The 22,527-nt window shown below is 57.1% G+C and carries 21 protein-coding genes and 1 tRNA gene; 2 read left to right on the top strand and 20 right to left on the bottom strand.

Annotated features, from left to right (window positions below):
* Positions 1-212: 212 nt before the first annotated feature.
* The 3 genes from spoIIE to ACI5FR_RS28930 form a co-directional block, all read right to left on the bottom strand.
* Positions 213-2,705, bottom strand: coding sequence for a stage II sporulation protein E (gene spoIIE / locus ACI5FR_RS28940; RefSeq protein WP_405460980.1), 2,493 nt, complete (start codon positions 2,703-2,705; stop codon positions 213-215).
* 325 nt (positions 2,706-3,030) lie between these two features.
* On the bottom strand, positions 3,031-4,551 hold the full coding sequence (locus ACI5FR_RS28935; RefSeq protein ID WP_405460979.1) for an oligosaccharide flippase family protein: 1,521 nt from the start codon (positions 4,549-4,551) through the stop codon (positions 3,031-3,033).
* A gap of 79 nt (positions 4,552-4,630) precedes the next feature.
* Positions 4,631-5,743, bottom strand: a complete 1,113-nt coding sequence (locus ACI5FR_RS28930; protein WP_405460977.1) for an amidase domain-containing protein — start codon at positions 5,741-5,743, stop codon at positions 4,631-4,633.
* 146 nt (positions 5,744-5,889) lie between these two features.
* Here ACI5FR_RS28930 and pdaA point away from each other — a divergent pair, with 146 nt between their 5' ends.
* Positions 5,890-6,678: a delta-lactam-biosynthetic de-N-acetylase gene (gene pdaA / locus ACI5FR_RS28925; RefSeq protein ID WP_405460976.1), complete on the top strand. Its 789-nt coding sequence runs from the start codon at positions 5,890-5,892 to the stop codon at positions 6,676-6,678.
* A gap of 57 nt (positions 6,679-6,735) precedes the next feature.
* Here pdaA and ACI5FR_RS28920 read toward each other — a convergent pair.
* The 14 genes from ACI5FR_RS28920 to pth all read right to left on the bottom strand — a co-directional run bounded on the left by ACI5FR_RS28920 (position 6,736) and on the right by pth (position 19,461).
* Positions 6,736-6,809: transfer RNA gene (locus ACI5FR_RS28920), tRNA-Met, on the bottom strand.
* A 126-nt stretch (positions 6,810-6,935) separates the two neighbouring features.
* Positions 6,936-7,409, bottom strand: a complete 474-nt coding sequence (locus ACI5FR_RS28915) for a S1 domain-containing RNA-binding protein (protein WP_405460974.1) — start codon at positions 7,407-7,409, stop codon at positions 6,936-6,938.
* Positions 7,410-7,599: 190 nt separating this feature from the next.
* Positions 7,600-7,920, bottom strand: a complete 321-nt coding sequence (locus ACI5FR_RS28910; protein ID WP_405460973.1) for an FtsB family cell division protein — start codon at positions 7,918-7,920, stop codon at positions 7,600-7,602.
* A 63-nt stretch (positions 7,921-7,983) separates the two neighbouring features.
* A complete protein-coding gene (gene yabQ / locus ACI5FR_RS28905) occupies positions 7,984-8,580 on the bottom strand; it encodes a spore cortex biosynthesis protein YabQ (protein WP_405460971.1) in 597 nt (198 codons plus the stop codon).
* Positions 8,577-8,858, bottom strand: a complete 282-nt coding sequence (gene yabP, locus ACI5FR_RS28900; RefSeq protein WP_405461027.1) for a sporulation protein YabP — start codon at positions 8,856-8,858, stop codon at positions 8,577-8,579. The genes yabQ and yabP overlap by 4 nt, the downstream gene beginning before the upstream one ends.
* 178 nt (positions 8,859-9,036) lie before the next feature.
* The gene (locus ACI5FR_RS28895; RefSeq protein WP_405460969.1) at positions 9,037-9,300 is read right to left on the bottom strand and encodes an RNA-binding S4 domain-containing protein; all 264 of its coding nucleotides are present in this window, start codon (positions 9,298-9,300) and stop codon (positions 9,037-9,039) included.
* A complete protein-coding gene (locus tag ACI5FR_RS28890; protein ID WP_405460967.1) occupies positions 9,300-9,572 on the bottom strand; it encodes an HU family DNA-binding protein in 273 nt (90 codons plus the stop codon). Before ACI5FR_RS28890 ends, ACI5FR_RS28895 begins: the two co-directional genes overlap by 1 nt.
* 88 nt (positions 9,573-9,660) lie before the next feature.
* The gene (gene yabN, locus ACI5FR_RS28885; protein WP_405460965.1) at positions 9,661-11,145 is read right to left on the bottom strand and encodes a bifunctional methyltransferase/pyrophosphohydrolase YabN; all 1,485 of its coding nucleotides are present in this window, start codon (positions 11,143-11,145) and stop codon (positions 9,661-9,663) included.
* Positions 11,142-12,908 carry a putative polysaccharide biosynthesis protein gene (locus ACI5FR_RS28880; RefSeq protein WP_405460963.1) on the bottom strand — a complete coding sequence of 589 codons (1,767 nt, stop codon included), beginning with the start codon at positions 12,906-12,908 and terminating at the stop codon, positions 11,142-11,144. The genes yabN and ACI5FR_RS28880 overlap by 4 nt, the downstream gene beginning before the upstream one ends.
* Before the next feature lie 157 nt (positions 12,909-13,065).
* Positions 13,066-13,608: a stage V sporulation protein T gene (gene spoVT / locus ACI5FR_RS28875; RefSeq protein ID WP_405460961.1), complete on the bottom strand. Its 543-nt coding sequence runs from the start codon at positions 13,606-13,608 to the stop codon at positions 13,066-13,068.
* Positions 13,609-13,806: 198 nt separating this feature from the next.
* Complete coding sequence (locus ACI5FR_RS28870; RefSeq protein WP_405460960.1) at positions 13,807-14,886, bottom strand: peptidylprolyl isomerase; 1,080 nt, start codon at positions 14,884-14,886, stop codon at positions 13,807-13,809.
* On the bottom strand, positions 14,870-18,394 hold the full coding sequence (mfd, locus tag ACI5FR_RS28865) for a transcription-repair coupling factor (protein ID WP_405460958.1): 3,525 nt from the start codon (positions 18,392-18,394) through the stop codon (positions 14,870-14,872). Before mfd ends, ACI5FR_RS28870 begins: the two co-directional genes overlap by 17 nt.
* Before the next feature lie 164 nt (positions 18,395-18,558).
* A complete protein-coding gene (gene fin, locus ACI5FR_RS28860) occupies positions 18,559-18,792 on the bottom strand; it encodes an anti-sigma-F factor Fin (protein ID WP_405461025.1) in 234 nt (77 codons plus the stop codon).
* A gap of 105 nt (positions 18,793-18,897) precedes the next feature.
* Positions 18,898-19,461 carry an aminoacyl-tRNA hydrolase gene (gene pth / locus ACI5FR_RS28855; RefSeq protein ID WP_405460956.1) on the bottom strand — a complete coding sequence of 188 codons (564 nt, stop codon included), beginning with the start codon at positions 19,459-19,461 and terminating at the stop codon, positions 18,898-18,900.
* 100 nt (positions 19,462-19,561) lie between these two features.
* On the opposite strand from pth, the gene ACI5FR_RS28850 reads away from it, so the two are divergent.
* A complete protein-coding gene (locus ACI5FR_RS28850; RefSeq protein ID WP_405460954.1) occupies positions 19,562-19,762 on the top strand; it encodes a hypothetical protein in 201 nt (66 codons plus the stop codon).
* Between the two features lie 218 nt (positions 19,763-19,980).
* Here the strand turns inward: ACI5FR_RS28850 and ACI5FR_RS28845 are convergent, their stop codons facing one another.
* The 3 genes from ACI5FR_RS28845 to spoVG all read right to left on the bottom strand — a co-directional run bounded on the left by ACI5FR_RS28845 (position 19,981) and on the right by spoVG (position 22,499).
* Positions 19,981-20,622 carry a 50S ribosomal protein L25 gene (locus tag ACI5FR_RS28845; protein WP_405460952.1) on the bottom strand — a complete coding sequence of 214 codons (642 nt, stop codon included), beginning with the start codon at positions 20,620-20,622 and terminating at the stop codon, positions 19,981-19,983.
* A 67-nt stretch (positions 20,623-20,689) separates the two neighbouring features.
* On the bottom strand, positions 20,690-22,084 hold the full coding sequence (glmU, locus tag ACI5FR_RS28840; RefSeq protein ID WP_405460951.1) for a bifunctional UDP-N-acetylglucosamine diphosphorylase/glucosamine-1-phosphate N-acetyltransferase GlmU: 1,395 nt from the start codon (positions 22,082-22,084) through the stop codon (positions 20,690-20,692).
* 130 nt (positions 22,085-22,214) lie between these two features.
* A complete protein-coding gene (spoVG, locus tag ACI5FR_RS28835) occupies positions 22,215-22,499 on the bottom strand; it encodes a septation regulator SpoVG (RefSeq protein WP_405460949.1) in 285 nt (94 codons plus the stop codon).
* Between the last annotated feature and the right edge of the window lie 28 nt (positions 22,500-22,527).

Here is a 22,527-nt window from a genome sequence, read left to right as displayed (position 1 = left end):
AAGATACGCGGCCCCACCGGGCCATCGACCGTGCCGCGGTCTGCCGCCCGAACCTAGCGGCCCGCCTTGCACGCCCCACCTCGCCACGACTACCGCAACCTAAGGCTCGCCTTTCACATCCTACCTCGCCCCGCTGCCCGCAACCCAGCGGCCCAGCCGGGCGATTTCGCGCGCGAGCGGCGGCGGTCGACCGCCAAGGAGAACCGCGCGCCTTAGCTCACGGTCCGCGGACGCTCGATCCGCGTGAGTCCGGGCATGCGGAATGTGGCCCATTCCGGCTGGAACTTGTCGATCCGCGCCACGACGACGGTCATGTCGTCCAGCAGATCGCCGCGATATTGCCGGATGACCCGCTCGAGCAGCTGATCCGCCACCCCCTGCGGATCGTCCGCCTCGAGCTCTTGGATGACCCGGCGCATCCACAGCTCCTTGTTCACTGCGTGCCCCGGTGCATCGAAGACGCCGTCGGTCATCATGATGAGCAGGTCGCCCGGGCGCAGCTGCATGCTGACCAAGTCGACGTCGATGTCCTTCAGAATGCCGATCGGCAAGTTGTTGGCCGAAATCGGGATGACTTCCGTTCCCCGCTTGATGAAGCTGGGCGTCGACCCGATCTTCATGAACGTCGTATTGGCACTGTACAGGTCGATAAGCGCCACATCGACGGTCGCGAACATTTCGTCCGAGGAGCGAAGCATCAGCACCGAGTTGACCGACTTGATCGCGAGCTTCTCCTCCATCCCGGACTGCAGCAGCTGCTGCAGAATATCGAGCGCCGAGCGGCTCTCCGCCCGCGCGCGCTCGCCGTTGCCCATGCCGTCGCTGATCGCGACCGCGAATTTGCCGTTGCCCAGCTCGACGGTGCTGAAGCTGTCCCCGGACAGCAAGTCGCCGTTCTTCGCCACGCCGGCGATGCCGGTCTCGACCTCGTACTCCTTGGCCGAGCCGAACACGACGGTCGAGTACCCTTCTCCGCGCGGCAAGCTCTCCTCATGGCGAACCGCCACCTGCTCGCCCAGAATGTCCGAGAGCAGCGGGGCGATGATCTTCCGGCACTCGTCGAAGCCCTTTGTGTACCGGTGCACGATCTCGATCTCCACATTGCCCTCGTCGAGGCTGATGATGTCGATGCTCTGGATCGACAAGCCAAGCTCCTCCAGCGCTTGGCGAATTTGCTCTTCCTGCAGGAACAGCTCATGCCCTTCCCGCTTGATCTCCTTGGCCAGGTCCTCCATCACCTGGGACACGCCGGTCAGCTGCTCGGCCACGAGCTGACGGCTCTCCTGAATTTGCTTCTTCCAATGCCGGTCGGTGTTGTAACGCTCGTACTGGTGTTTCATCACCTCCAGCACTTGATCGGTACGCACGCACACTTTTTTCCACTCGGCGGGAATTTGCTTCCGGCTGAACGCCGGCTTCGCTTCGATCGCGCTCATCATCTCCGTCATATAAGAGTAGGTGTCGTAGAACCTGGCATCCCAACATTGCTTGCGCTTATAGCAATTCGCGCACGTCTGGTGTGAAACCGCATTCATGAAGTGTCCAATTTCCTCATCTTTTTGCTCCTTCTCATCGGATTGGGTGATTTGCTTGAAGCTGCGGGACAGCTGACGGAATACCTCCGAGAACTGCTCCACGCGCCCGGCGGTAATATCCCGGACCCGCTTCGCGTATTCGTGTTGGGACTTGAGGTTCTCCTGGGTACCCGGCACATATTTGGCGATCGTGCGCAGCGCGGATTTGGGGGTCAGCAGGAAGAGCAGCACCGCTGCGACCGACTCCCACGTAGAATGCAGCACCTCGGTCTGATTGCCGATATAGACGGACAGGATGGACGACCCGAGCAGCATTCCGAGCGCGACCCCCATCCGGTTCGCTTCCTTCAGCAAGCCGGCGAGCATCCCCGCGAACGCGAGCAAGCTCATCTGGTAGATCGCATTCACGTCGGCCAGACTCAGGATGAGGCCCGTAATCACCCCGACCGACGCTCCGAGCGGAGCTCCCCCCACAATCGCGAACAGCAGGATCAGGTAGCGCGACATCACGTGCTCGAGCGACACGTCTTGCACCATCCACCCGACCATCCCGGTCATGACCGAAGCGAGTAATATAATGAGACAAATGATTTCTTCATTTTTGAGGCTGTAATTTTTGCGGGTCAGGGTGAACACCGGAATCGCTTGCGTGAAGACGAGCGTAAGGACGAAGCTGAGTCCCGCCTCTACCGCGGTAAGCATAAGCGTGTACCAGGTGAGCTCCGTATCGACCATATAGCCGAAGAGCTGCACGGTAAACGCCGAGATGAAGACGAGGAACGGGGCGTACGACACTTCCGAGTGCTCGTATTTCTCCAGCCCCTTCTGCAAGAGCAGGAAGACGATCATCTCGGTGACGATATAGCCGGTCTTGATCTCGACGGAGAACAAGCTACCGGCGACAAGGGCAAGTGCCACCCAGCGGATCAAGTCTTTCCGGGCAAAATAGACAACCGCGAAGTAGGCGATTGCAAAGGGAGTGAGCTGCTGCAGGATCATCGCCTTGCCCAAGAGAAACGCCATGGCGAGAAGCAGGATGGCCCACTTCTTGGCCACAAGCGATTGAACGAGCCGATTCTCCGCCAGCGCTTGCTTCGTGCCATTCTTCATCCGCATCGCGGTTCCTGCCAAGGGGGTGGAAGCCGGGTTGAACAAATTCCACTTCTGCATATCGGGAACACTCCTTCATCGGTTTTCGGTGTGTTCCCTATTATAGGGGGAGTCTAGCATAAAGTTTGTCAGAATCAGGAGCTAGAGTAGAAGAATTTTCCGACAAAAACCATTGCGTCGTAAAAAGGGGCGCGAGCCCTTATCGGGAAAGGAAGGGGGAGGATCGTCTCGTAAGACGTGTCAGGCTCGTACCGCCCTAATTCGTCTAGCAAGCTGCTAAACCGCCGTCCAATTCTAGCAGAAATTAGAAGATCCCTGTCGATTGAACAAGCCTCAGGAAGGATACGACAAATAAAATAAGCCCGCTCTGCCTTTCGACTTCGAACTATCGGTTTTTCCTCCAAAAACGAACCAGCAAATAAGGGGCGATGCAACCGGCCAAAAGCAGCACCTCCTGGGCGGACCGGAGGAATCCGGGCTCTGCATCGATACCAATTTGCGGTAAAAGGCTGTTTAGATGGGTAAACAGGAACCCGAGGGCCACGAGGAAAATAAAATCCGCTGCTAACAGCAGCACAGGAACAACTTTTTTATGCCCCCTTTGCAAAACGGCCATATTCCATAACAGCGATGTTGCTTCCAAAGCCAATACACTAAGCGCCACGCCTTCATAACCAAATCCCGGAATAGCCGTAAAAACGTAGGCCACAATGGCCGAGACGATGAGGCCAAGCAGCAACCCGACAAGCGGCGCTTTTTTTTGATCGCTCGCCCAAAGGATTGTGGTTGTCAATTCGCGCATCCCGGCTAGCAAGGGGGAGAGAGCAATTAAGCGAATCGGATCGGCAATCGCTTCATTCCCAAAAATAAGCTTGGAAAGCTCATCCGCTTGAAAAAACAGGATCATCATGACCCCGATCCCCCATAGCCATCCAATTTCCAGAGACATACGAGAGCGTCTAACAAAATCGTTCTTATTGGGGTTCTGCCAATCTCTGGATAATTTCGCGGCGATCGTATAGGAGATGGCGGCCGTTAAGATTGTGGGCAAATAGACAATTGTAGAGGCCATGCCGTTCATTTCCCCGAAAATCGAGATCGCTTTCGATTGGCTGAGGCCGGATTCTTGCAGCCGATTCGGGATGATTAACGCATCTAAAAAATCGGATGTCGGCACAATGATACGCGTTAACGTAATGGCAAAGGACGTTTTAAAAAAGAATAAGAGCCCCGATCCCAAAAATAGGCGACGCAACGTTTCCTTATACTTCCTGTCATCGGTTCGCATGAAAGAGTCTTTACGGTACAGGATGAGCCAAAGAAACCATAAGGCCATGCAAGCGCCTGTAACCGCACCGAAGACAGCGCCTCCGGCCGCTGCGTAAACGCCATGGTCCACCCATAAAACGACAAGCAAAAGCATCGTACCGACCCGAACCGTTTGTTCAAGGAGCTCGGAAGCCGCGATGTACCCATGAAATTCGCGGCCTTGCAGATATCCGCGAAATAGGTGAAGCACGGGAACAATGAACAAAGCCGGCGCCACGCAGCGGATTGAAAACGCCAGACGGCCATCTCCGAGCAAATGGGCCGCAGAGGGGGCAAGTGCATAAAAAACCAAAGCAAGTATCGCTCCGAACACCGTAAGAGGGAGAATTAAGCCTTTTAAAAAGTGCCAGCCCCGCTCCTTGTCTTTGGCCGTCATTAAGGCTAACGATGTAGGGATACCGCCGGTGAGCATAGTAAGCGCAAATCCGTAAATCGAATACACGATTTGGTAAATCCCGGTCCCTTCCGATCCGAGTATCCGAAACAAAGGAATGCGCGCGGCGATTCCGATCAATTTCACAAGAAAAATAGCGCCTGTCCGAAGCGCCGTTTGTTTGAGGAAGGGAGGAAGTCTCATGTGTTCACCCCAAATAAAGCTCGTCCTATATGGATTGTATGAACGAGTTTATCCGGATAGACTTCCCGGTACCTTCCGATTAATCATTAATATGAATGAGCAGATATTTGGTCTTATCATCCCACCCGAGGTCGAACGGCACGCGATACCGGTCTACGGTATGAGAGTTGACCAACGGGTACCCGCCCGCATCATGACCGACGATGACCGAAAAATGATCGACGTCTCCGTGAAGAATATACCCGATCACATCGCCCGGCTGCAATTTCGCTATCGCGCCATCCGGGAATTTGTCGCTGGATTGGGTAATTTCGCCGAAAGTACCTTTTGCAACCTGCCGCCCATATCCGGAATACAGCAGGAAACGTCCGAATGCATCCGTCTGCACCCATGCGCGGCTCCCAGCTCCCGAGTACCTCCATGTGCCGGTCATCTTTAACCCGCCGCCTTCCTTGGGATCACCAAGCACCTGAGATACATAATTGGTGCAGTCTCCGCCAAGCGACGTATAGTCCGTGTACTTCTGGTTGTACCGGTTGTTATTCCCCGCTCCCCAGGCCAAACCCGCGTATTTGTTGGCATATTCCAATGCGCGTTCGCGATTGTATCGGGTTCCCTTATTCGGGGCTTGTTCGGGCCTGCTGACGACAGGATGAGGAAACCCTTGAGGTGAATCCGGAATTAGATCCGGGTTCTCTTCCAGCGGGTCCAAATACCATTCACGCAGCACCTTCCACACCCCGTCCATTTTTTTTACGGTCAGAGCATGTCGTGTACCGACTCCGAACGTTTGTGGCGGCAGATCGGTCGCTTTGTAGGCATATGTGATTTGGGTTGACTGAACTAACGCCAATTTCGCCGTATCCCCCTCCCTTTTGAAACGGGTGATTCGGATTCCGGGTTCCGCCGCTATAAAACGGATGCCGCGCTTTTCCGCCCACAAACTGGTGTACTTCATGCGCCTCATTTCCATCTGAAAGGCGTAGCGGCTTCCGGTTTGCGTTTCGATGTAGTATTTGTCGATGGTTTCCGGACGCTGATTGAGCAGAAATTCGTTGCGATCCTTGAACAGCTGGGTTAAGAAGGCGGCAACTTCCTCTTTGTCCTGATCCTGCTGTGCCGATAAGGCAGACGTACCAGCCGGTGCCATTCCGACTAGAAGCGCGAGTGCGATGATTACAATAAGACGCAAAGCGGCATCCTCCTTTTCATACACCGTATTATATAATGGTTAATTCCCGGCATACTTATACGATGATGCCCACCCGAATATGATATGGCGCTTCGTGGCATATTACTCCCGATTCCAAGCCTATAAGAATGGAGCTATTGAGATTAATGAAACGTTATCCAATCCTGTTGATCCTATTGACCGCCTTCATGCTGCTCCTCCCTTCGATGGCGGAGGCAGCCGGCAGCGCGGATCATCCGTATCACTTCGGGTTTAAAAAGAGCAAGAACGGGCAGCTTCCTTCCATTAACGAGGAAGGCTTTAAGGACATCGTGCGGAAGCACGACGCCATTTTTCTTGGGGATACGAGCAAAAAGGAACTGTATTTAACGTTCGACAACGGATATGAAAACGGGTATACCGTTAAAATCTTGGATGTCCTTAAGGAGAAGCAGGTACCGGCGGTTTTTTTCATTACCGGACATTATGTGAAAGATCAGCCGGAGTTAGTGAAGCGAATGGTAAGCGAAGGGCACCTGATCGGCAATCATTCATGGAGCCATCCGGATATGACCCAAATTTCAAATGAGAAAATGAAGGAAGAATTGGATAAGGTACGCGAAGCCGTCGTGCAATTAACGGATCAAAAGGAGATGCGGTACTTGCGCCCGCCAAGAGGGATATTCAGCGATCGGATGCTGGCGGCCAGCAAGGAGCTGGGGTATACGAACGTGTTCTGGTCCATCGCTTATAAAGATTGGGAAGTGAACGACCAACGCGGTGGGAACTATGCCTATGAGAAGGTCGTGTCTCAGCTCCATCCCGGGGCGGTCATCTTGCTGCACACGATTTCCAAAGATAACGCGGACGCCTTGAGCCGGATCATCGACAATGCCCGAAGTCAAGGGTATGAATTCAAGGGCTTGGATCAACTGACCACTAGGAAATATGAATGAAGAAAAACCGCCTTGCAGAAACAGTTCTGCAAGGCGGTTCTTGCTTCCAGATAACGATAGCGGCGGAGGGGCTCGAACCCCCGACCTTACGGGTATGAACCGAACGCTCTAGCCAGCTGAGCTACGCCGCCATATCCATACGACAGTATAAACGATGCGGGATTGGGTTGTCAACAAAGCCGACAGTGTTAAAAACCGCATCAAGCGGCGAAACCAGCTCGATGCGGATTATGAACAGGCTTATTCGCTTAGGCGAGTTAGACGCGCCGTGCGCCTCTTCCGCCCCGCTTGCCTTCCGTGTTCTTCTTCAGGGACGAAATCTTCTCTTCGCTGTCCTTCAGGAAACGCGACATCTTGTCTTCGAACGACATCTTATTCACAGGAGGTTTGCCTGGGCGGCCACCACGATCGAAACGGCCGGCTCCACCACGGTCATCGCCTCGATCCCGGTTGAAGGGTCTTTCCGGACGCGGAGGTCGCTGTTCCCCGGGGGGCTTATCGACCGCTTGCTTGATCGACAGTCCGATCTTGCCGTCCTTGTCCACATTAATGACCTTCACCAACACTTTGTCCTCAAGCTTCAGATGATCATTCACATCTTTGACATAGTTGTCGGCAATTTCGGAAATGTGAACGAGTCCGGTGACTCCTTCCGACAGTTCGACGAATGCACCAAAATGTGTGATGCCTGTCACCTTGCCTTCTAATTTGGTGCCCACTTCAATTGCCATAGAATGAAACGTTCCTCCCTAAGAATTGTTAAGAGTGGTTCTCTTGATCTAGCTTACGCAGCGGGAGCAGATCTTGCGCATCCGTCGGACAAAATGGTCGTATCCCCAGCGCTAACCGAAAAGAGCAGCTATGCAGATTATACAAGATCGCTAAAATCAGGTCAATACGCGCTGCAAAGCCTCCGGGAGGTTACGACTTCGGCGTGTAGAACAACGTTTCGCCTGGCTTCGTATAGTGATATTCCTTACGAATCTTCTGCAGGATGTACTCCGGATCGTTCAGCCGTTCGACTTCCTTCTTGTAGTCGGCGTTCAGCTTCTTAGTCTCCGTAAGCTTCGTATCCAATTCGCTCGCTTGAGCGGACTTGGCGTCGAGCCGGGCTTGCTGGTTCCAGGCGATCACGCCGGCCCAGGCCAGGAAACCGAACAAAGTGATCAGTAAGAGCCGCACCCGACGACGGGAGCCTTTATGCGGTTGTTCGAGCTTCGTGTCCGTTGCAGGTTGACGCATATCGAAAAGGGACCTCCTAAACGCGTTCTGTAAGTGCGGGAGCCGGGCAAGGAGATAGGCCAGTCATGGCTTCCTGCCGAACAACCGCTTCCATAGCTTGGCCAGCTTGCGCCCAGGCTGGAGGAGCCAGGACGGCTTCAACCACGAGGGGAACTTCAACAGAGGCCGGAACAAGCCGAACAGTTTACGGAATAGAACCCAGAATGGGTACAGTAATTGTAACACAATTTTATAGAGGAAAACAGCAACCGCAATCAAAAATCCGAAAATTACAACAACAAGCCTATAAAGCAGGACAATCGGCTTAATGACCGTCCATTGGAATGTACGGATCGACAATCGAACGAACTGCTTGACCAAGTTGATGCAAAACAAAACGATCCGGACCATTATGGCGCTGAACAGCCGGTAATACAGCCAGCCGCCCGCCAAGAGGCCGATAAAGACGTAGATGCGGACTTGTCCGGAATTGCTGGCGTATAAACCGCGGAAGACGAGAAGGGTCGACAAAATCCAATACACGATGTCGAGGAGCGGTATCATCCAGCGAGGGACACGCAACTGGCTTGACAGCACGCGGTACACGTCGAAGATGGCACCCATGCCCGCTCCGATGGCGATCATCGTCAACAGCGTAATGAATTGCGTCTCGAGCGTCACTTGAACAGCTTACCTAGAAAGCCCTTCGTTTTCTCGTGGGTATTCGAGTCCAGGTAGGTTAGGCCGTTCACCAGTCCCTCAATCGCGACCAACCCTTGCTCCAGGCTCAAATTCTTAATGTGAAGATTTTGTCCCTTCACCGCGAGGAAGCCGCATTCCGTCTCCAGCAGGAACTCTTCGCTGTCGAAGCTCTCCACGTTCAGAACGCCCGAAATCTCCAGCAGCTTCCGGTTCAGCATCTTCACCTCTTGCCGCTTCACTTTCCCATGGTCATTCATCATAGCCTGTACCCCTCCTCTTACCACTAACGTATGGAGGGCTGTCTACTTTTAGAACCGATTATGTTTTCTGGGTCCCGCAAACTACTAGGAATAGGCTGCGAGGGCTAGCATTACTTTGTGGGGATAAAGAAAAGAGGCGCTATCGCTATGGATAGGCCTCTTTTCTGTGACCGGTTCAGTCGGACGCATTCGATTCCTCGCGAAGCACCGTGTACATCTCGGCCGCTTCGTCCTTGCGAGTCGTCTCCACGATTCGATCCACGCGTACGGTGACCCGCTTCTGCCCGAATTGAATCATGAGCTCGTCCCCGACTTTGATCGTCGTGCTCGCTTTCGCTTCCCGTCCGTTCACCCAGATTCGACCTTGGTCGGACACGTCCTTCGCGACGGTGCGGCGTTTGATCAATCGGGAGACTTTCAGGAATTTGTCGAGACGCATTATTTTACCGCTTCTTTAAGCTTGTTGCCGGCTTTGAACGCAGGCACCTTCGAAGAAGGGATTTTGATTTCTTGGCCGGTTTGCGGGTTGCGGCCCGTACGGCCGGAACGCGTGCGAGTCTCGAACGTGCCGAAACCGATCAGTTGAACTTTGTCGCCCGAGGACAGTGCGTCCGTTACTTCACCCAGGAAGCTGTTCAGTACCGATTCTACGTCCTTTTTGGACAATCCGCTTTTTGTAGCGATGTTGTTTACCAAATCTGTTTTGTTCATTAGTAAATTCCTCCTAAAAGAATTAGCGCTAACGCTTTGGTTTGCCTGCACAAGTAGTATGTATTCTGTATGGGTGGGAAAAATCCTTCTAAGAATGCGTAGATTTCGAAAGTTTTTTTGCTTCTTGCCATAAAACTTCCATCTCTTCCAGGTTGGATTGTTCCAAATTCTTCCCCTGAGCGCTTAATTGCTCCTCGATATAGGAAAATCTTTGCACAAATTTGCGGTTCGTGGACGCAAGCGCCTCCTCCGGATCCACCTTCAGGAATCGAGACAAGTTGACGACAGCGAACAGCAAATCTCCCAACTCGTCCGTCTGCTCCTCAGCCGAGGCTTGACGCAGCTCGAGAAGCTCCTCCTCGATCTTCGCGTACACGTCCTCCGCCTCTTTCCAGTCGAAGCCGACTTGCGCCGCCTTCTTCTGCAGCTTGTACGCCTTCATGAGACCCGGCAAATCTCGAGGCACCCCCGCCAGCGCTGACTGCCGCCCGGTGTCGATCCCCTTCGCCCGCTTTTCCTCGAGCTTCATGGCGTTCCAGTGTTTCAGCGCTTCCTCGGCGTCTTGGGCGGCGCGTTCCCCGAAGACGTGCGGATGGCGGCGGATGAGCTTGTCATGCAGCTCCTCCAGCACGTCGTACACGTCGAACGCGCCCGCCTCGGCTTCCATCTGGGCGTGGAGAAGAATTTGGAGCAGCAGGTCGCCGAGCTCCTCGCACATGGCGTCCGGGTCGTCGTCATCGATCGTCTCGAGCACTTCGTACGTTTCTTCGATCAAGTTCTTGCGGATGCTCGCGTGCGTCTGCTCCCGGTCCCACGGACACCCTTCCGGACTGCGGAGAATCTCCACAATCTCGTGCAGCCGGTCGAACGAGCGCTTCCGCATCTCGTCGTCCTCGCTCCGGTGCACCCAGATGAGCGACAAATTCCCGTACCCTTCCAGCCGGTCCAGCTCATACAGCGGCACCCGTTCGATCCGCTCCCGGCCTTGCACGCCGAGCTGGTGCCCCACAACCACCTCGTAGTCGTCCGGGTACGTGTCCATTAGATACAGCTTGACCTCGGACGCTGTGAACGTATCGTACACTTGTCCGATAAGCGTGTGCAGGCGCGGCTGGGGCTTGTGCGCTTCCAGACTGGTCGCGTCGAGCAGCACGAAGCCGTCGATGGGGTCGAAGCCGAGACGCGTGAACGCCTGATCGAGGAAGCTCTCGCCGCCCACAATCGTCAGCTCGATCCCGCCGTGGGGACAAGCCTCGCGCAGCAGCTGCGTCGTCGCCTCTGCGACCATCGGGTGGCCCGGGACCGCATAGACGATCTCGCCGCCCGTCTCCGCCGCCTCCTGCAGCAGGTGCACCGCGATAGTCTCGTACACCTCCGAGAACGAAGCCTGCGCTTCATAGAGCGCGTCAAACGTGCGGTAGGCGATGCCCTCCTGGTCGAGCCAAGCGGTGACGGGATGATCCGCCGTGCGCAAATAGACGGTCCGGGCGGCCTTCAGCCGCTTCCAGACCCCCAGGGTCAGTTGATTCTCGTCTCCGGAGCCGAGTCCGACGACTACTATGGAGCCGTTCATCGAGATCGCTTCCTCTCTTCGATAGGTATGAGGCGCAGCCGGGCGGCCAGCCGTGCCAGCTTCGGCCCGACCTCGGGCAGGGCCGCGAGCTCTGCGGCCGAGATCGCGCGGACGCGGAACAACGCGGCCGCATAGAGCAGGCCGCCTCCCGCTACGGCGCTGAGCGCCACGACGGTCTGCGCCGCCCGCTCCGGCGGCGCGACCGGCAGGGCGTGCAGCGCCAGCGCTGCGGCGGCGAGCCAGAGCGCGAGGCCGGCGGCCATGATCGCGGCGGCGAGCACGGGCCGCGCGACGGCGCCGGCAGCGCTGACGCCGGCAGGCTCGGCGGCACGCGCTGCGGCAGCGGCTGGCGGGCGCGCGGGCCGCTCGAGCGCGGCTGGGCCGAGCAAGCGGCGCAGCCGCAGGCAGCTGAGCGCGGCCGCCGTCGCGTAGGCCGCCACCGCCGCAACCGCGGCGCCATGAATGCCCCAGCGGGGCATGAGCAGCAGGTTGAGGCCGATCTTGACGCCGGCGGCGGCGAGCAAGTAGTAGGCCGGGGCGCGCTCCGCCCCGAGCCCCTGCAGCAGCGTGCCGGCAACGATCTGCACGACGGCGAACGCCGCGGTCGCGCCCAGGATCGCCATGACGCCGGCGCCTTCGCTTGCGCCGTACAGCATGAGGTCGAGCGGCCGCGCCAGCACGGCCAAGCCGACCGAAGCCGCGAGGCCGACGAGCCAGCCGAAGCGCAGGAACACGCCCGCCATGCGCCGGATGGCCGTGTTGTCGCCGCACTGCCTGGCCGCGGTCAACGCGGGGATGAGCGCGACCGACATCGACGTCACGATCATCGAGACGAGCTGCACGAGCGGCAGCCCATGGTTGTACAGGCCGAAGGCCGCCATCGCGGCGGCTTCGTCCAAGCCCCCTCCGTGCTGCAGCAGCCGCGGCATCGTGAAGGTGTCTACGAGCGTGAGCAGCGGCAGCACGACGGCGCCGAGGCACACCGGCAGCGCATACGCCACGAACCGCCGCAGCAGCGCCGCGGTCGGTTCGGGCTCGCGCTTGCGGGCGCCGTCGCCCGGCGCCTCCGCCGCGAGTGCGCGGCCGGCGGCCACATGGCGGGCGCGGTGCGCCCGCCAGAACCCGAGCGCCGCTAGCAGCGCGGCGCCCGCCCCCGCCGTCGAGCCGAAGGTCGCGCCGGCGGCAATGGTCGCGTCGGACGCCCCGCGGCCGACGAGCACGAGCAGCAGCGTGAGCATCACGCCCACGCGCACGACCTGCTCGGCCACCTGGGACACCGCGGTGGGCACCATGTCGTGCAGCCCTTGGAAATACCCGCGCAACCCAGCCGTCACGGGCATAACCAAGAGCGCGAACGAAATGCTGCGGATCGCCGGTGCCGTGTCGGCGCCCCCGATCCAACCGGCGATCGTCTCGGCCCCGCCGTACAGCAGCCCGAACCCTAAGAGGCCCGTCCCGGCCATCAGTGCGTTCGTCAGCTTCAAGAGACGACGGGCTTCCAAGGGCCGTCCCTCCGCCACGGCCTCGGAAACGAATTTCGATACCGCGATCGGGATACCCGCTGTCGCCAGCACGAGCAGGAACGTATAAAGCGGATACACCGCATTATAAATGCCGAATACGGCGTCGCCCGCTAAGTTCTGCAGCGGAATTTTCTGAATCGTGCCGAGCACCTTGGAGATGACGGCGGCCAGACCCAGAATGGCGGCGCCTTGCCACAGCCGACCGGCCGGTTTAGGGATAGAGCGGCTCCGGTCGTTCACGATCTTGGCCTCCTCAGCGGTTGTACTGACGTCCCATCATGCATACTTGCTTATTATAAGCGCTTGGCTTCGACGGACGCAAACCCACCCCGCCCAACAAAAAAAGCTTCCCGGCGAAGAACGATCTCTCCTCCCGCGAAAGCTTTTCTGCGCACCCTTACTGCTCCATCTGTTTGGCCAGAAACCCCGCAGCCGTCTCGGCCATCTTCAGCTCCATCTGCCCCATCTTGACCGACTCGTCCTTCGACAGCAGGATGACCGCGCCGATCGGGTCACCGCCCGCTACGATAGGGGCGATAACGAAAGAGCTGTAGGTCTCGCTCAGATCCTTCGCCAGATCGTATTGCCCGCCGTTCGTCTCCAGCGTCGACCGGCGATTCTCCATACAAGTCTCGACGGCTTGGCCGATTTGCTTCTCCATGTAATCCTTCTTCGATCCTCCGGCGACCGCGATGAACGTGTCCCGGTCCGAGATGATCGTCACATGGTTCGTGCTTTCGTACAGCGACTCCGCATACTCCTTGGCGAAATCGCCCAGCTCTCCGATCGGAGAGTACTTCTTCAGGATGACCTCGCCGTCCCGGTCCACGAATATTTCGAGCGGGTCTCCTTCGCGAATGCGCAACGTGCGGCGAATTTCCTTGGGAATGACCACCCTGCCTAAATCATCAATCCGACGTACGATTCCAGTAGCTTTCATATCTCGATCGTGCCTCTCTTTCCAAAGATGTTGGATATGACGGTTGGTTTTTATCGAAACTGGAGTTGACTTTGTTGTCTGCCCATAGTATGTTTCTGCTCCCAATTTCTTATACATTCCCGAAGGCCCCGGACAACTCCGAACGAACAACAACAGACCCTGCTATTATAGCAGGGTCTGCGGAGAGAACCAAACGGATTACTTCGCCGGTGTCGGCGTGGAGGCCGGTGTCCCCGTAGCCGTAGGGGTCGCCGTCGCGGCAGGCGTCGCCGAAGGCGCCACGGAGGCCGCCGGCGTAGGTGTAGCCGTGGCCAGGCCGGTAATCTTAATGTCGTAGGTCGGCAAGTCCTTGTCCATGAAGTTCGTAATGACGGTCTCGGCGAGCTCCGACTTGATGTCGGCCTTCGTCTCGTCGAGCGTCTTGGTCTTGCGCGATTCGACCTTCATGACGTGGTAGCCGTATTCGGTCTCGATCGGTTCGCTGATTTGGTTCAGCGGCAAGGTCAGGGCCGCGTTCTTGAAGTTCTCGACCCATTGGTTCGGATCGGCGTCGGCGTATTGCCCGCCGTTGTCCTTGGACCCGCCGTCGTCGGAATATTCCTTCGCGAGCGCCGCGAAGTCGCCTCCCGCCTTAAGCTTGTCCTTCACTTCATTGGCACGCTTCAGCGCTTCATCCTTCGTGCGCAGATCTTTGCCGGACTCATCCTGCAGCATGACGAGAACGTGGCGGACCGTCACGACGTCCAGCGCCTTGGCCGCCAGCTTTTCATCATAGTTGGTTTTCACTTGATCGTCGGTCACTTGCTTCTCGGCCGAGCCCAGGACGACCATGCTCATTTTCACGTAGTCCTTCAGATCGTCCTGCGTGATGGCATATTCCTTGAGCTGGGTGGTCAAGGCGTCCTTACCCTGTTGATTGAAGTAATCCGTAATCTGCTTCATCTGTTCCGTGGTCTTCGTGTCGGCATCCTTCTTCGTCGCGTCGTCGGCCTTGTTCGAGAGCAGACGGAAAGCGATCAGCTGGTTCATCATATGCTCTTGGAACGCGGGATCCGCTTCGTATTGGGCATACATCGGGTAGAAGAACTTCGTGGCGCCGACATATTTGTCGAACTCGCCTCTCGTTACTTTCCCCCCGTCCTTATACGTGGCTACTACGGAGCCGGTTTCTTTGGAGCCGTCTTTCTTGCCGCATCCGCTTAAGACCGTCATCGTCAGGACAACTGCAATTAAGCCGAGCATCAGTCTGCGTGTCAATTTGCTATTGGTTTGCAACATCTTGCAACTCCCCTTTCGATTTGATGGCCTCTTTATATTGCTCCAAAAACCGCTCCACGAGTTCCACAGATTGGACTCCGTTCAAGTTTCGGCATTTGACCTGGATGAGAATCTGGGCGCCTGCGATCAGCTTGATACGGCCTTCGAATTGAGTGGACAGCGAATGCAGCTTTTGGCCGTTCAGCTTGCCGTTCTCCCGTGGATCGATCTTGAGGTGGATATCCTCTCCTTTTTGCACAATCGATTCGATGGCGTACTGCGCTCCATACACCTTGAGTCTCGCTACGGTCAACAGATTCAATACCGCCGTAGGCAAATCGCCGAACCGGTCTTCAATCTCCTCGTGCAAATCGGCGGCTTCCTGTAAGGTACGGATATTGGCCACTTTCTTGTACAACTCGATCTTCTGCATACTATCATAAATATAGTCGGAAGGTAAGTAGGCGTCGATCGCCAAATCGAGCTGCGTGCTGACCGGCTTCGCCTGTTCCACTTTCGTGCCGGACATTTCGGCCTTGCGCTTGGCGATTTCTTCCCCCAACATTTGGGAGTACAAATCGAAGCCGACGGAGGCGATAAACCCGTGCTGCTCCGCGCCGAGCAAATTGCCGGCTCCCCGAATGGCCAAGTCCCTCATCGCAATTTTAAACCCCGAGCCTAGTTCTGTAAACTCTTTTATTGCCTGGAGCCGCTTCTCCGCCACCTCGGTGAGCACTTTATCGCGCTGATACGTGAAATAGGCATAAGCGATCCGATTCGAGCGCCCTACCCGCCCTCGGAGCTGATAGAGCTGGGACAGCCCCATCTTGTCGGCATCGTGCACGATTAGCGTATTGACGTTCGGGATGTCGACCCCGGTCTCGATAATGCTCGTGCTGACCAGCACGTCGTATTCGCCGTCGAGGAAGTCGAGAATGGTGCGCTCGAGCTCCTGCTCGGACATCTGCCCATGGGCCACGCCGACCTTAGCGTCCGGGACGAGCATCGAGATTTGCTCGGCCATCTGGTTAATCCCCTGCACCCGATTGTACAGATAGTACACCTGGCCTTCGCGCGCCAGCTCCCGCTCGATCGCCTCCCGGGTGAGCGCATTGCTGTGCTCGACGACGTACGTCTGCACCGGGAACCGGTTCTCCGGCGGCGTCTCGATGACGGACAAGTCCCGCACCCCGAGCATGGACATGTGCAGCGTCCGCGGAATCGGGGTCGCCGTCAGCGTGAGCACGTCCACGTTCATCTTCAGCCGCTTCAGCTTCTCCTTGTGCGACACGCCGAACCGCTGCTCCTCGTCGACGATGAGCAGGCCCAAGTCCTTGAACGTAATGTCGGAGGAGAGCAGCCGGTGCGTCCCGATCACGACGTCGACCGTTCCGGCCTTGATGCCCTTGATCGTATCGTTCTGCTCCTTCTTGGAGCGGAATCGGCTGAGGACCTGGATCTGGAACGGGTAGCCGGAAAACCGCTCTCGGAACGTCTCGTAATGCTGCTGCGCGAGAATCGTCGTCGGCACGAGTACCGCTACCTGCTTGCCGTCGATCGCCGCCTTGAACGCCGCACGGATCGCCACCTCGGTCTTGCCGTAGCCGACGTCGCCGCACAAGAGCCGGTCCATCGGCTGAGGCTCCTCCATATCCTTCTTGATCTCCTCGATCGCCCGCAGCTGGTCGGTCGTCTCTTCGTACGGGAACATGCCCTCGAATTCGTGCTGGTATGGTGAGTCTTTGTTGAACGCGTACCCGGACGTCATCTGCCGTTCCGCATACAACTTGATCAGATCGTCCGCGATGTCCTGCACCGTGCTGCGGACCTTGTTCTTCACCTTCGTCCAATCCGCGCCGCCCAGCTTGTAGACCTTCGGCTCCTTGTCCTCCGAGCCTACGTACTTCTGGATCAGATCGATCTGCTCGATCGGCACGGACAGCTTGTCGCCGCCCGCATACAGGATGTGCATGTAGTCTTTGTGCAGTCCATTGATCTCGAGCGTCCCGATGCCCATATATTTGCCGATGCCGTGATTGACGTGAACGACGTAGTCGCCCACCTTCAGCTCGCTGTAGCTCTTGATCCGCTCGGCGTTGTCGAGCTTCTTGTCGACCTTGCGCACCTTGCGGTTTTTCTGCGTGAACATCTCGCCTTCCGTTACGACGACGAGGCGGACGGACGGCAGCTCGAAGCCGAGCTGCAAATTGCCGTTCACGAGCAGCGGCTCTTCGATGTCGTAGTCGTGCAGCACCCGGCGCATCCGCTCGATCCGGTCTTCGCCGTTCGCGAGCAGGATGACCTTAGTACCGGTCTTCTTCCACCGCTCCATCTCCGCCTTCAGCACGTGCATCTGGCCATGGAAGTTCTGCATGCCGCGACACATGAAGTTGACGATATTTTGCGGCTGGGTCTGCGGCACTTGGCGGAGGAACAAGCTCATGTACAGCGTCGGGAAGGCGGTCCGGTGCAGCAGGGACTCGTAAGTCTTCGACAATACGAAGCCGGGCAGAGTCTTGCCCTCCTGGAGGAGGCTCGTCGTCCACTCCGCCTCGTCCCGGTCCAGCTGCTTGGCCGTTTCCTGCAGCCGCGCCGGCTCGTCGATGATCAGCACCGTTTCCTTGCCGATGTAGTTCATGAGCGTATGCCGCTCGGGATACAGCAGGGAGACGTACTTGTAGATCCCTTGAAAATGCTGGCCCTCCCGCAGCAGCTCGATATCGTGCTGGATTTCGGATCGGAGCCGGTCCCGGACCGTGCGGTCGGACATTTTGGCCAGCTGCTCCTGCAGCAGCTCGGATGCATGCTGCGCCGCATTCTGCAAGCGCTTACTATCCGCGATGATCTCCTTGCACGGCGAGATGTCTATGTGCTCATATTTGTCGATCGAGCGCTGATCGGCCACGTCGAAGCTGCGGATCGAGTCGACCTCTACATCGAACAGCTCGATCCGGTAAGGCGTCTCGGACGTTAAGGGGAATACGTCCAGAATGCCGCCGCGCACGCTCATCTGTCCCTTGGCGTCGACACGGTCCACCCGTTCGTAGCCAAGGCTGACGAGACGGAGCAACAGCCGCTCCAGCTCGACGGTATCGCCTACGCGGAGCGTGAGCCGGCCCTCCTCGAACACGCTGGCCGGCGGAATCAGCCTCCGCACCCCTGCGAATGGCGTGACCAGCACGCCTCGGAAGCCGTTCGCCAGCCGCATCAGAGCGTCGATCCGCTGCGCCGACGTCTCGGGGCTCGCAACCGCCGCTTCCGTGACGAGCAGCTCGCCCGCCGGGTACAGGATCACCTGGTCCGGGGGCAAGCATTCTAGCAGGTCCTCCGTAATTTTTTGCGCGGAGAACATGTTGTGCGTCACGACGAAGAGCGGCTGCTCCAGCTGGCCGGCCAGCGCCGCGATCATCACTTGCCGCGAGGAGCCGGTCAGTCCGGAGATGAGCTGCTCCCGCATGCCGGACTTGATGCCGGCTACGATCGTTTGAAAATCCATATCTTCGGAGAAGCTCCGAACAATTGTTTGCATAATGCCGCTCCTCTCTTCACCCCACAAAGGGACGAAACGCCTTCGAAGCCTATTCCTGTTCCTATGCGGAAACCCCGAACTTCTTATGTCCATAAGACCACCAAAAAGAAGACCTAGGCGGGCCTGCCAAGGTCTTGTTCACCGATACTAGCACACAAGAACCGCTACTGCAGCGGACTGGTTATGAGATTCAGCTCGGGATTGCGTTCGAGCGCTTGCGCGCAATAGTCGCAAGTCAGCTTTACGGTTATATCGCCGTTGCCGGTATTATAAGTAATTATATCGCTGCGCTCCTCGGGGGTCAAGAAATGGAACCCCAGCTGGTATTCGCTCACTTCCCGGCCCCCGATGCTCCCCATCGAAGCCCCGCAGTGCCGGCATACATAATTGACGTTCATGTTCATCTCCCATCCCTTCCTAGACTACCCTTGGGCCGTGTTACGACCCTGTGATTCTGTTTCTAGTATGGACGGGAATCGGCCGTTTTAGCCTTCTCGGCCCCTTTATTTGTTGAACTTGGCCATCGTGCGTTCGAACGTATTCTCCAGCCTGTATTCCATCGCTTCCAGCGTTGTCGCTAGAATGCCGGGCAGCTCTTTCTCCTCTTCCTTGCGAAAATCGGCCAGCACGTAATTGGCTATATCGAAGCCGGGTTGGGGTCTCGAGATGCCGACCCGAATGCGGTCGAACGTCTGGGTCCCGGTATGCTGGATGATCGACTTGATGCCGTTATGCCCGCCTGGGCTGCCCTGATAGCGAAGGCGAATTTGCCCGAAGGGCGTGTCCAGGTCGTCATAGACGATGAGCCCGTCTTCCAAGCTCGCTTTATAGAAGTCCAGGAACGCGCGGACGGATTCGCCGGACAAATTCATGTACGTCATCGGCTTGATCAAAAATACCTTTTGCCCCTTTACATGCCCTTCGCCCACAACCGCCTTGAACTTGGCCTGCGGGGTCATCGAGATGCCCCAAGCTTTCGCCGCCTCATCGATCGCCATGAAGCCTATGTTATGCCGGGTCTTCGCGTATTGCGTGCCGGGGTTGCCTAATCCTACGATCCACTTCATCGAAATATTTCCTCCAAAACGTATGAGTGCGTGCAACAAAACGGAACGCTGCATTGTCATAGCTAATATCTTAGGGGTAAGTGTAGGTGAACGTATGCGTATGTATACCAACGGTCAAATCATTACTGACGACCGCCATTTTCAAGACCATATCGAGCACGGAGTTCCCATTCAGGTGTACTTGGACGACCTCCACAAGGATATCGGCATCGTGGAACGGTATACGCAAACCTTCATCAAAATCAATCAGACTTACTATCACCGGGAGTGCTTCACGTTCATCTCCAGACCCGGTTACTAATTTCTACCCCACAAAGTGAAGATGGCCTTCGCAGTGAATTCCTAGTACTTTGCGGGGACCCCGGGTTTATTTCTACCCCACAAAGTGAAGATGGCCTTCGAAGTCTAGTCCTAGTACTTTGGTGGGACCCCGGATTTTTCATCAGGTTTAACTCTGATTGTACGGCAAAAGGGTTACGATTCCAAGCGGATCGTAACCCTTCTTTGTCGCCCATCCGATCAGGTAGTCTCCGCCGCTTCCGGCAAACCCGCCTCGGCCCGGCCTTCTCCGGCCGTCTCTTCCTCGTCGTCCTGACGGTCGTCTCCCGCCTTCTGCGGGATGAGGATCGTCACGATGACCGCGTGCGGATCCGTCTTCAGCTCGACGCCTTCCGGCAGGCTCAGGTCACCGGCGAGCAAGCTGTCTCCCGTCCCCAGTGCGCTGATGTCGACCTTCAGGTCAGCCGGCAGCTTGTCCGGCAGGCAGCGTACCTCGATCTCGTGCAAGAGCGCCGTGAGCACCCCGCCTTCGCGGACGCCCGGTGAATCGCCCTCCAAGTCGATCGGTACTTTCGCCAGCACCGGCTCGCTCATGTTGATCTGGTGAAAATCGACATGCAGCACGTCCCGGCTGAGCTTATGCCGATCCACGCCGCCCACCATAACCGGCTGCGAGCCCTGTCCGGGTACCTCGAGCGTCAGTACGCCGTTATGATGACCCCTCAGCAGGGCGCTCATCTGCTTCTCATCCACGCTGATCGGCACACTGCCGATCGACTTGCCGTAGACGACGGCCGGCACGCGTCCGCCCGCCCGCATCGCCTTCAGTTCGGATTTGGTCGCTTCCATGCTCCTCAATTCCGCTTTCAAACTTGCTTGCATGCTCGTTCCTCCTTCAACAAGGTATTCTCTGTTACTTTACCCAATTGCAGGAGGTCTGAAACACTTATTACGATTTTTTCGCCTTATTAGCTTTGAACCTCTGGCGCAGCTTCTCGGCGTAGCCCGGCTTGTTCGTCTGCCGTTCACGTGCGATTGCCACGTCGCCCGGCTCCACTTCGTGCGTAATCGTAGAGCCGGCCACCACGTAAGCCCCTTCGCCGATCTTCACCGGAGCGATCAGGTTGACGTTGCTGCCGATGAACGCGTCGTCTCCGATCACCGTCAGGTTTTTGTTGAAGCCGTCGTAGTTGACGGTGATCGCGCCGCAGCCCACGTTGACGTTCTTACCGACCTGGGCGTCGCCCACATAGCTCAGATGCGACACCTTTGTGCCTTCCCCGAGCGTGGCGTTCTTGATCTCCACGAAGTCGCCGATCTTCACCTGCCGGCCCAACCGGGCGCCCGGGCGCAGGTACGCATAAGGGCCGACCGTCGTCTCTTCCCCTACTTCCGCCTCGAGCAGCACCGAATGCTGGATCGCGACCCGGTCACTCACGGTCGAATCCGTAATATCCGCATGGGGGCCGATCTGGCACTCCTCGCCGATCACCGTGCGGCCCTTCAGCACCGTTCCCGGATACACGACCGTGTCGGAGCCGATCCGGACCTCCTTCTCGATATACGTATGGCTCGGATCGATGATCGTGACGCCGTTCAGCATATGGCGGCGGTTGATCCGCGCGCGCATCGCCTGCTCGGCCTCGGACAGCTGTACGCGATCGTTGATGCCCATGCCCTCCGTGGCATCGGCCGTGATATAGCCGACGACCTTGTCGCCCTGTCCGTTCAGAATGCCGATGACGTCGGTCAAATAATACTCTTGCTGTGCATTGTCGTTCTTCACCTGCTTGAGCGCCTCGAACAGCTTGCGCTTGTCGAAGCAGCAAATCCCGGTGTTGATCTCGTTAATCCGCTTCTGGTCTTCCGTGCAGTCCTTCTGCTCCACGATCCCCACCACATCGCCATCCGCATTGCGAATAATGCGCCCGTACCCGAACGGATTGTCCAGCTTCGCGCTCATGACCGTCGCCGCCGCTCCGCTCTCGCTGTGCAGACGGATCATCTCCTTGAGCGAGTCGCCGCTAATAAGCGGCGTGTCTCCGAAGGTGATGATCGCGATGCCGTCATCGCCTTCCAGCAGCGCCTCCGCTTGAATTGCGGCATGCCCCGTGCCGAGCTGCTGCGCTTGCAGTGCATATTCCGCCCGGTCGCCCAAGTAGGCTTTGACCGTCTCCGCGCCGTGACCCACCACGACGATCTTCCGGTCGGCCTGGATTTCATCCAACACGTCCACTACATGGCCGACCAGCGGTTTGCCGCAGACCGGGTGCATCACTTTATATAATTTCGATTTCATTCGTTTCCCTTGTCCGCCCGCCAATACAATCCCCAAAATCCTCATGCGTTTGCTTCCCCTCCACACGTGCCGGTCCCTCGGAACGGGAAGGCCGGCGTAAGATTTTCATTCTGACTATATCCCAATTCCGCCAAAAAGAAAAGAGAGCCTCTCGGCTCTCTGACATGCGTTTAAGTTACGCACCTTCTTCAATCATCTCTTCTTCGCTGGAAACTTTTTCATATTCCGCCAGAACGGCGGCTTGGATTTTCTCCCGCGTCGTTGAAGAAATAGGATGCGCTATATCCCGGAATTCTCCATCCGGCGTTCGCTTGCTAGGCATAGCGACGAACATACCATTATTCCCGTCAATGACGCGGATATCGTGCACCACGAATTCATTGTCAATCGTAATGGAAGCAATCGCTTTCATTCTGCCTTCGGAATTCACCCGACGAAGTCGTACATCCGTGATTTGCAATGTGTTCACCACCTTTTACCTTATGCAA

It is taken from the genome of Paenibacillus sp. HJGM_3 (assembly GCF_045062745.1).
Classification (GTDB): Bacteria; Bacillota; Bacilli; order Paenibacillales; family NBRC-103111; genus Paenibacillus_AA.
The sequence above is the reverse complement of the archived record's forward strand: the minus strand, read 5'-3'. Positions and strand labels throughout refer to the sequence as shown.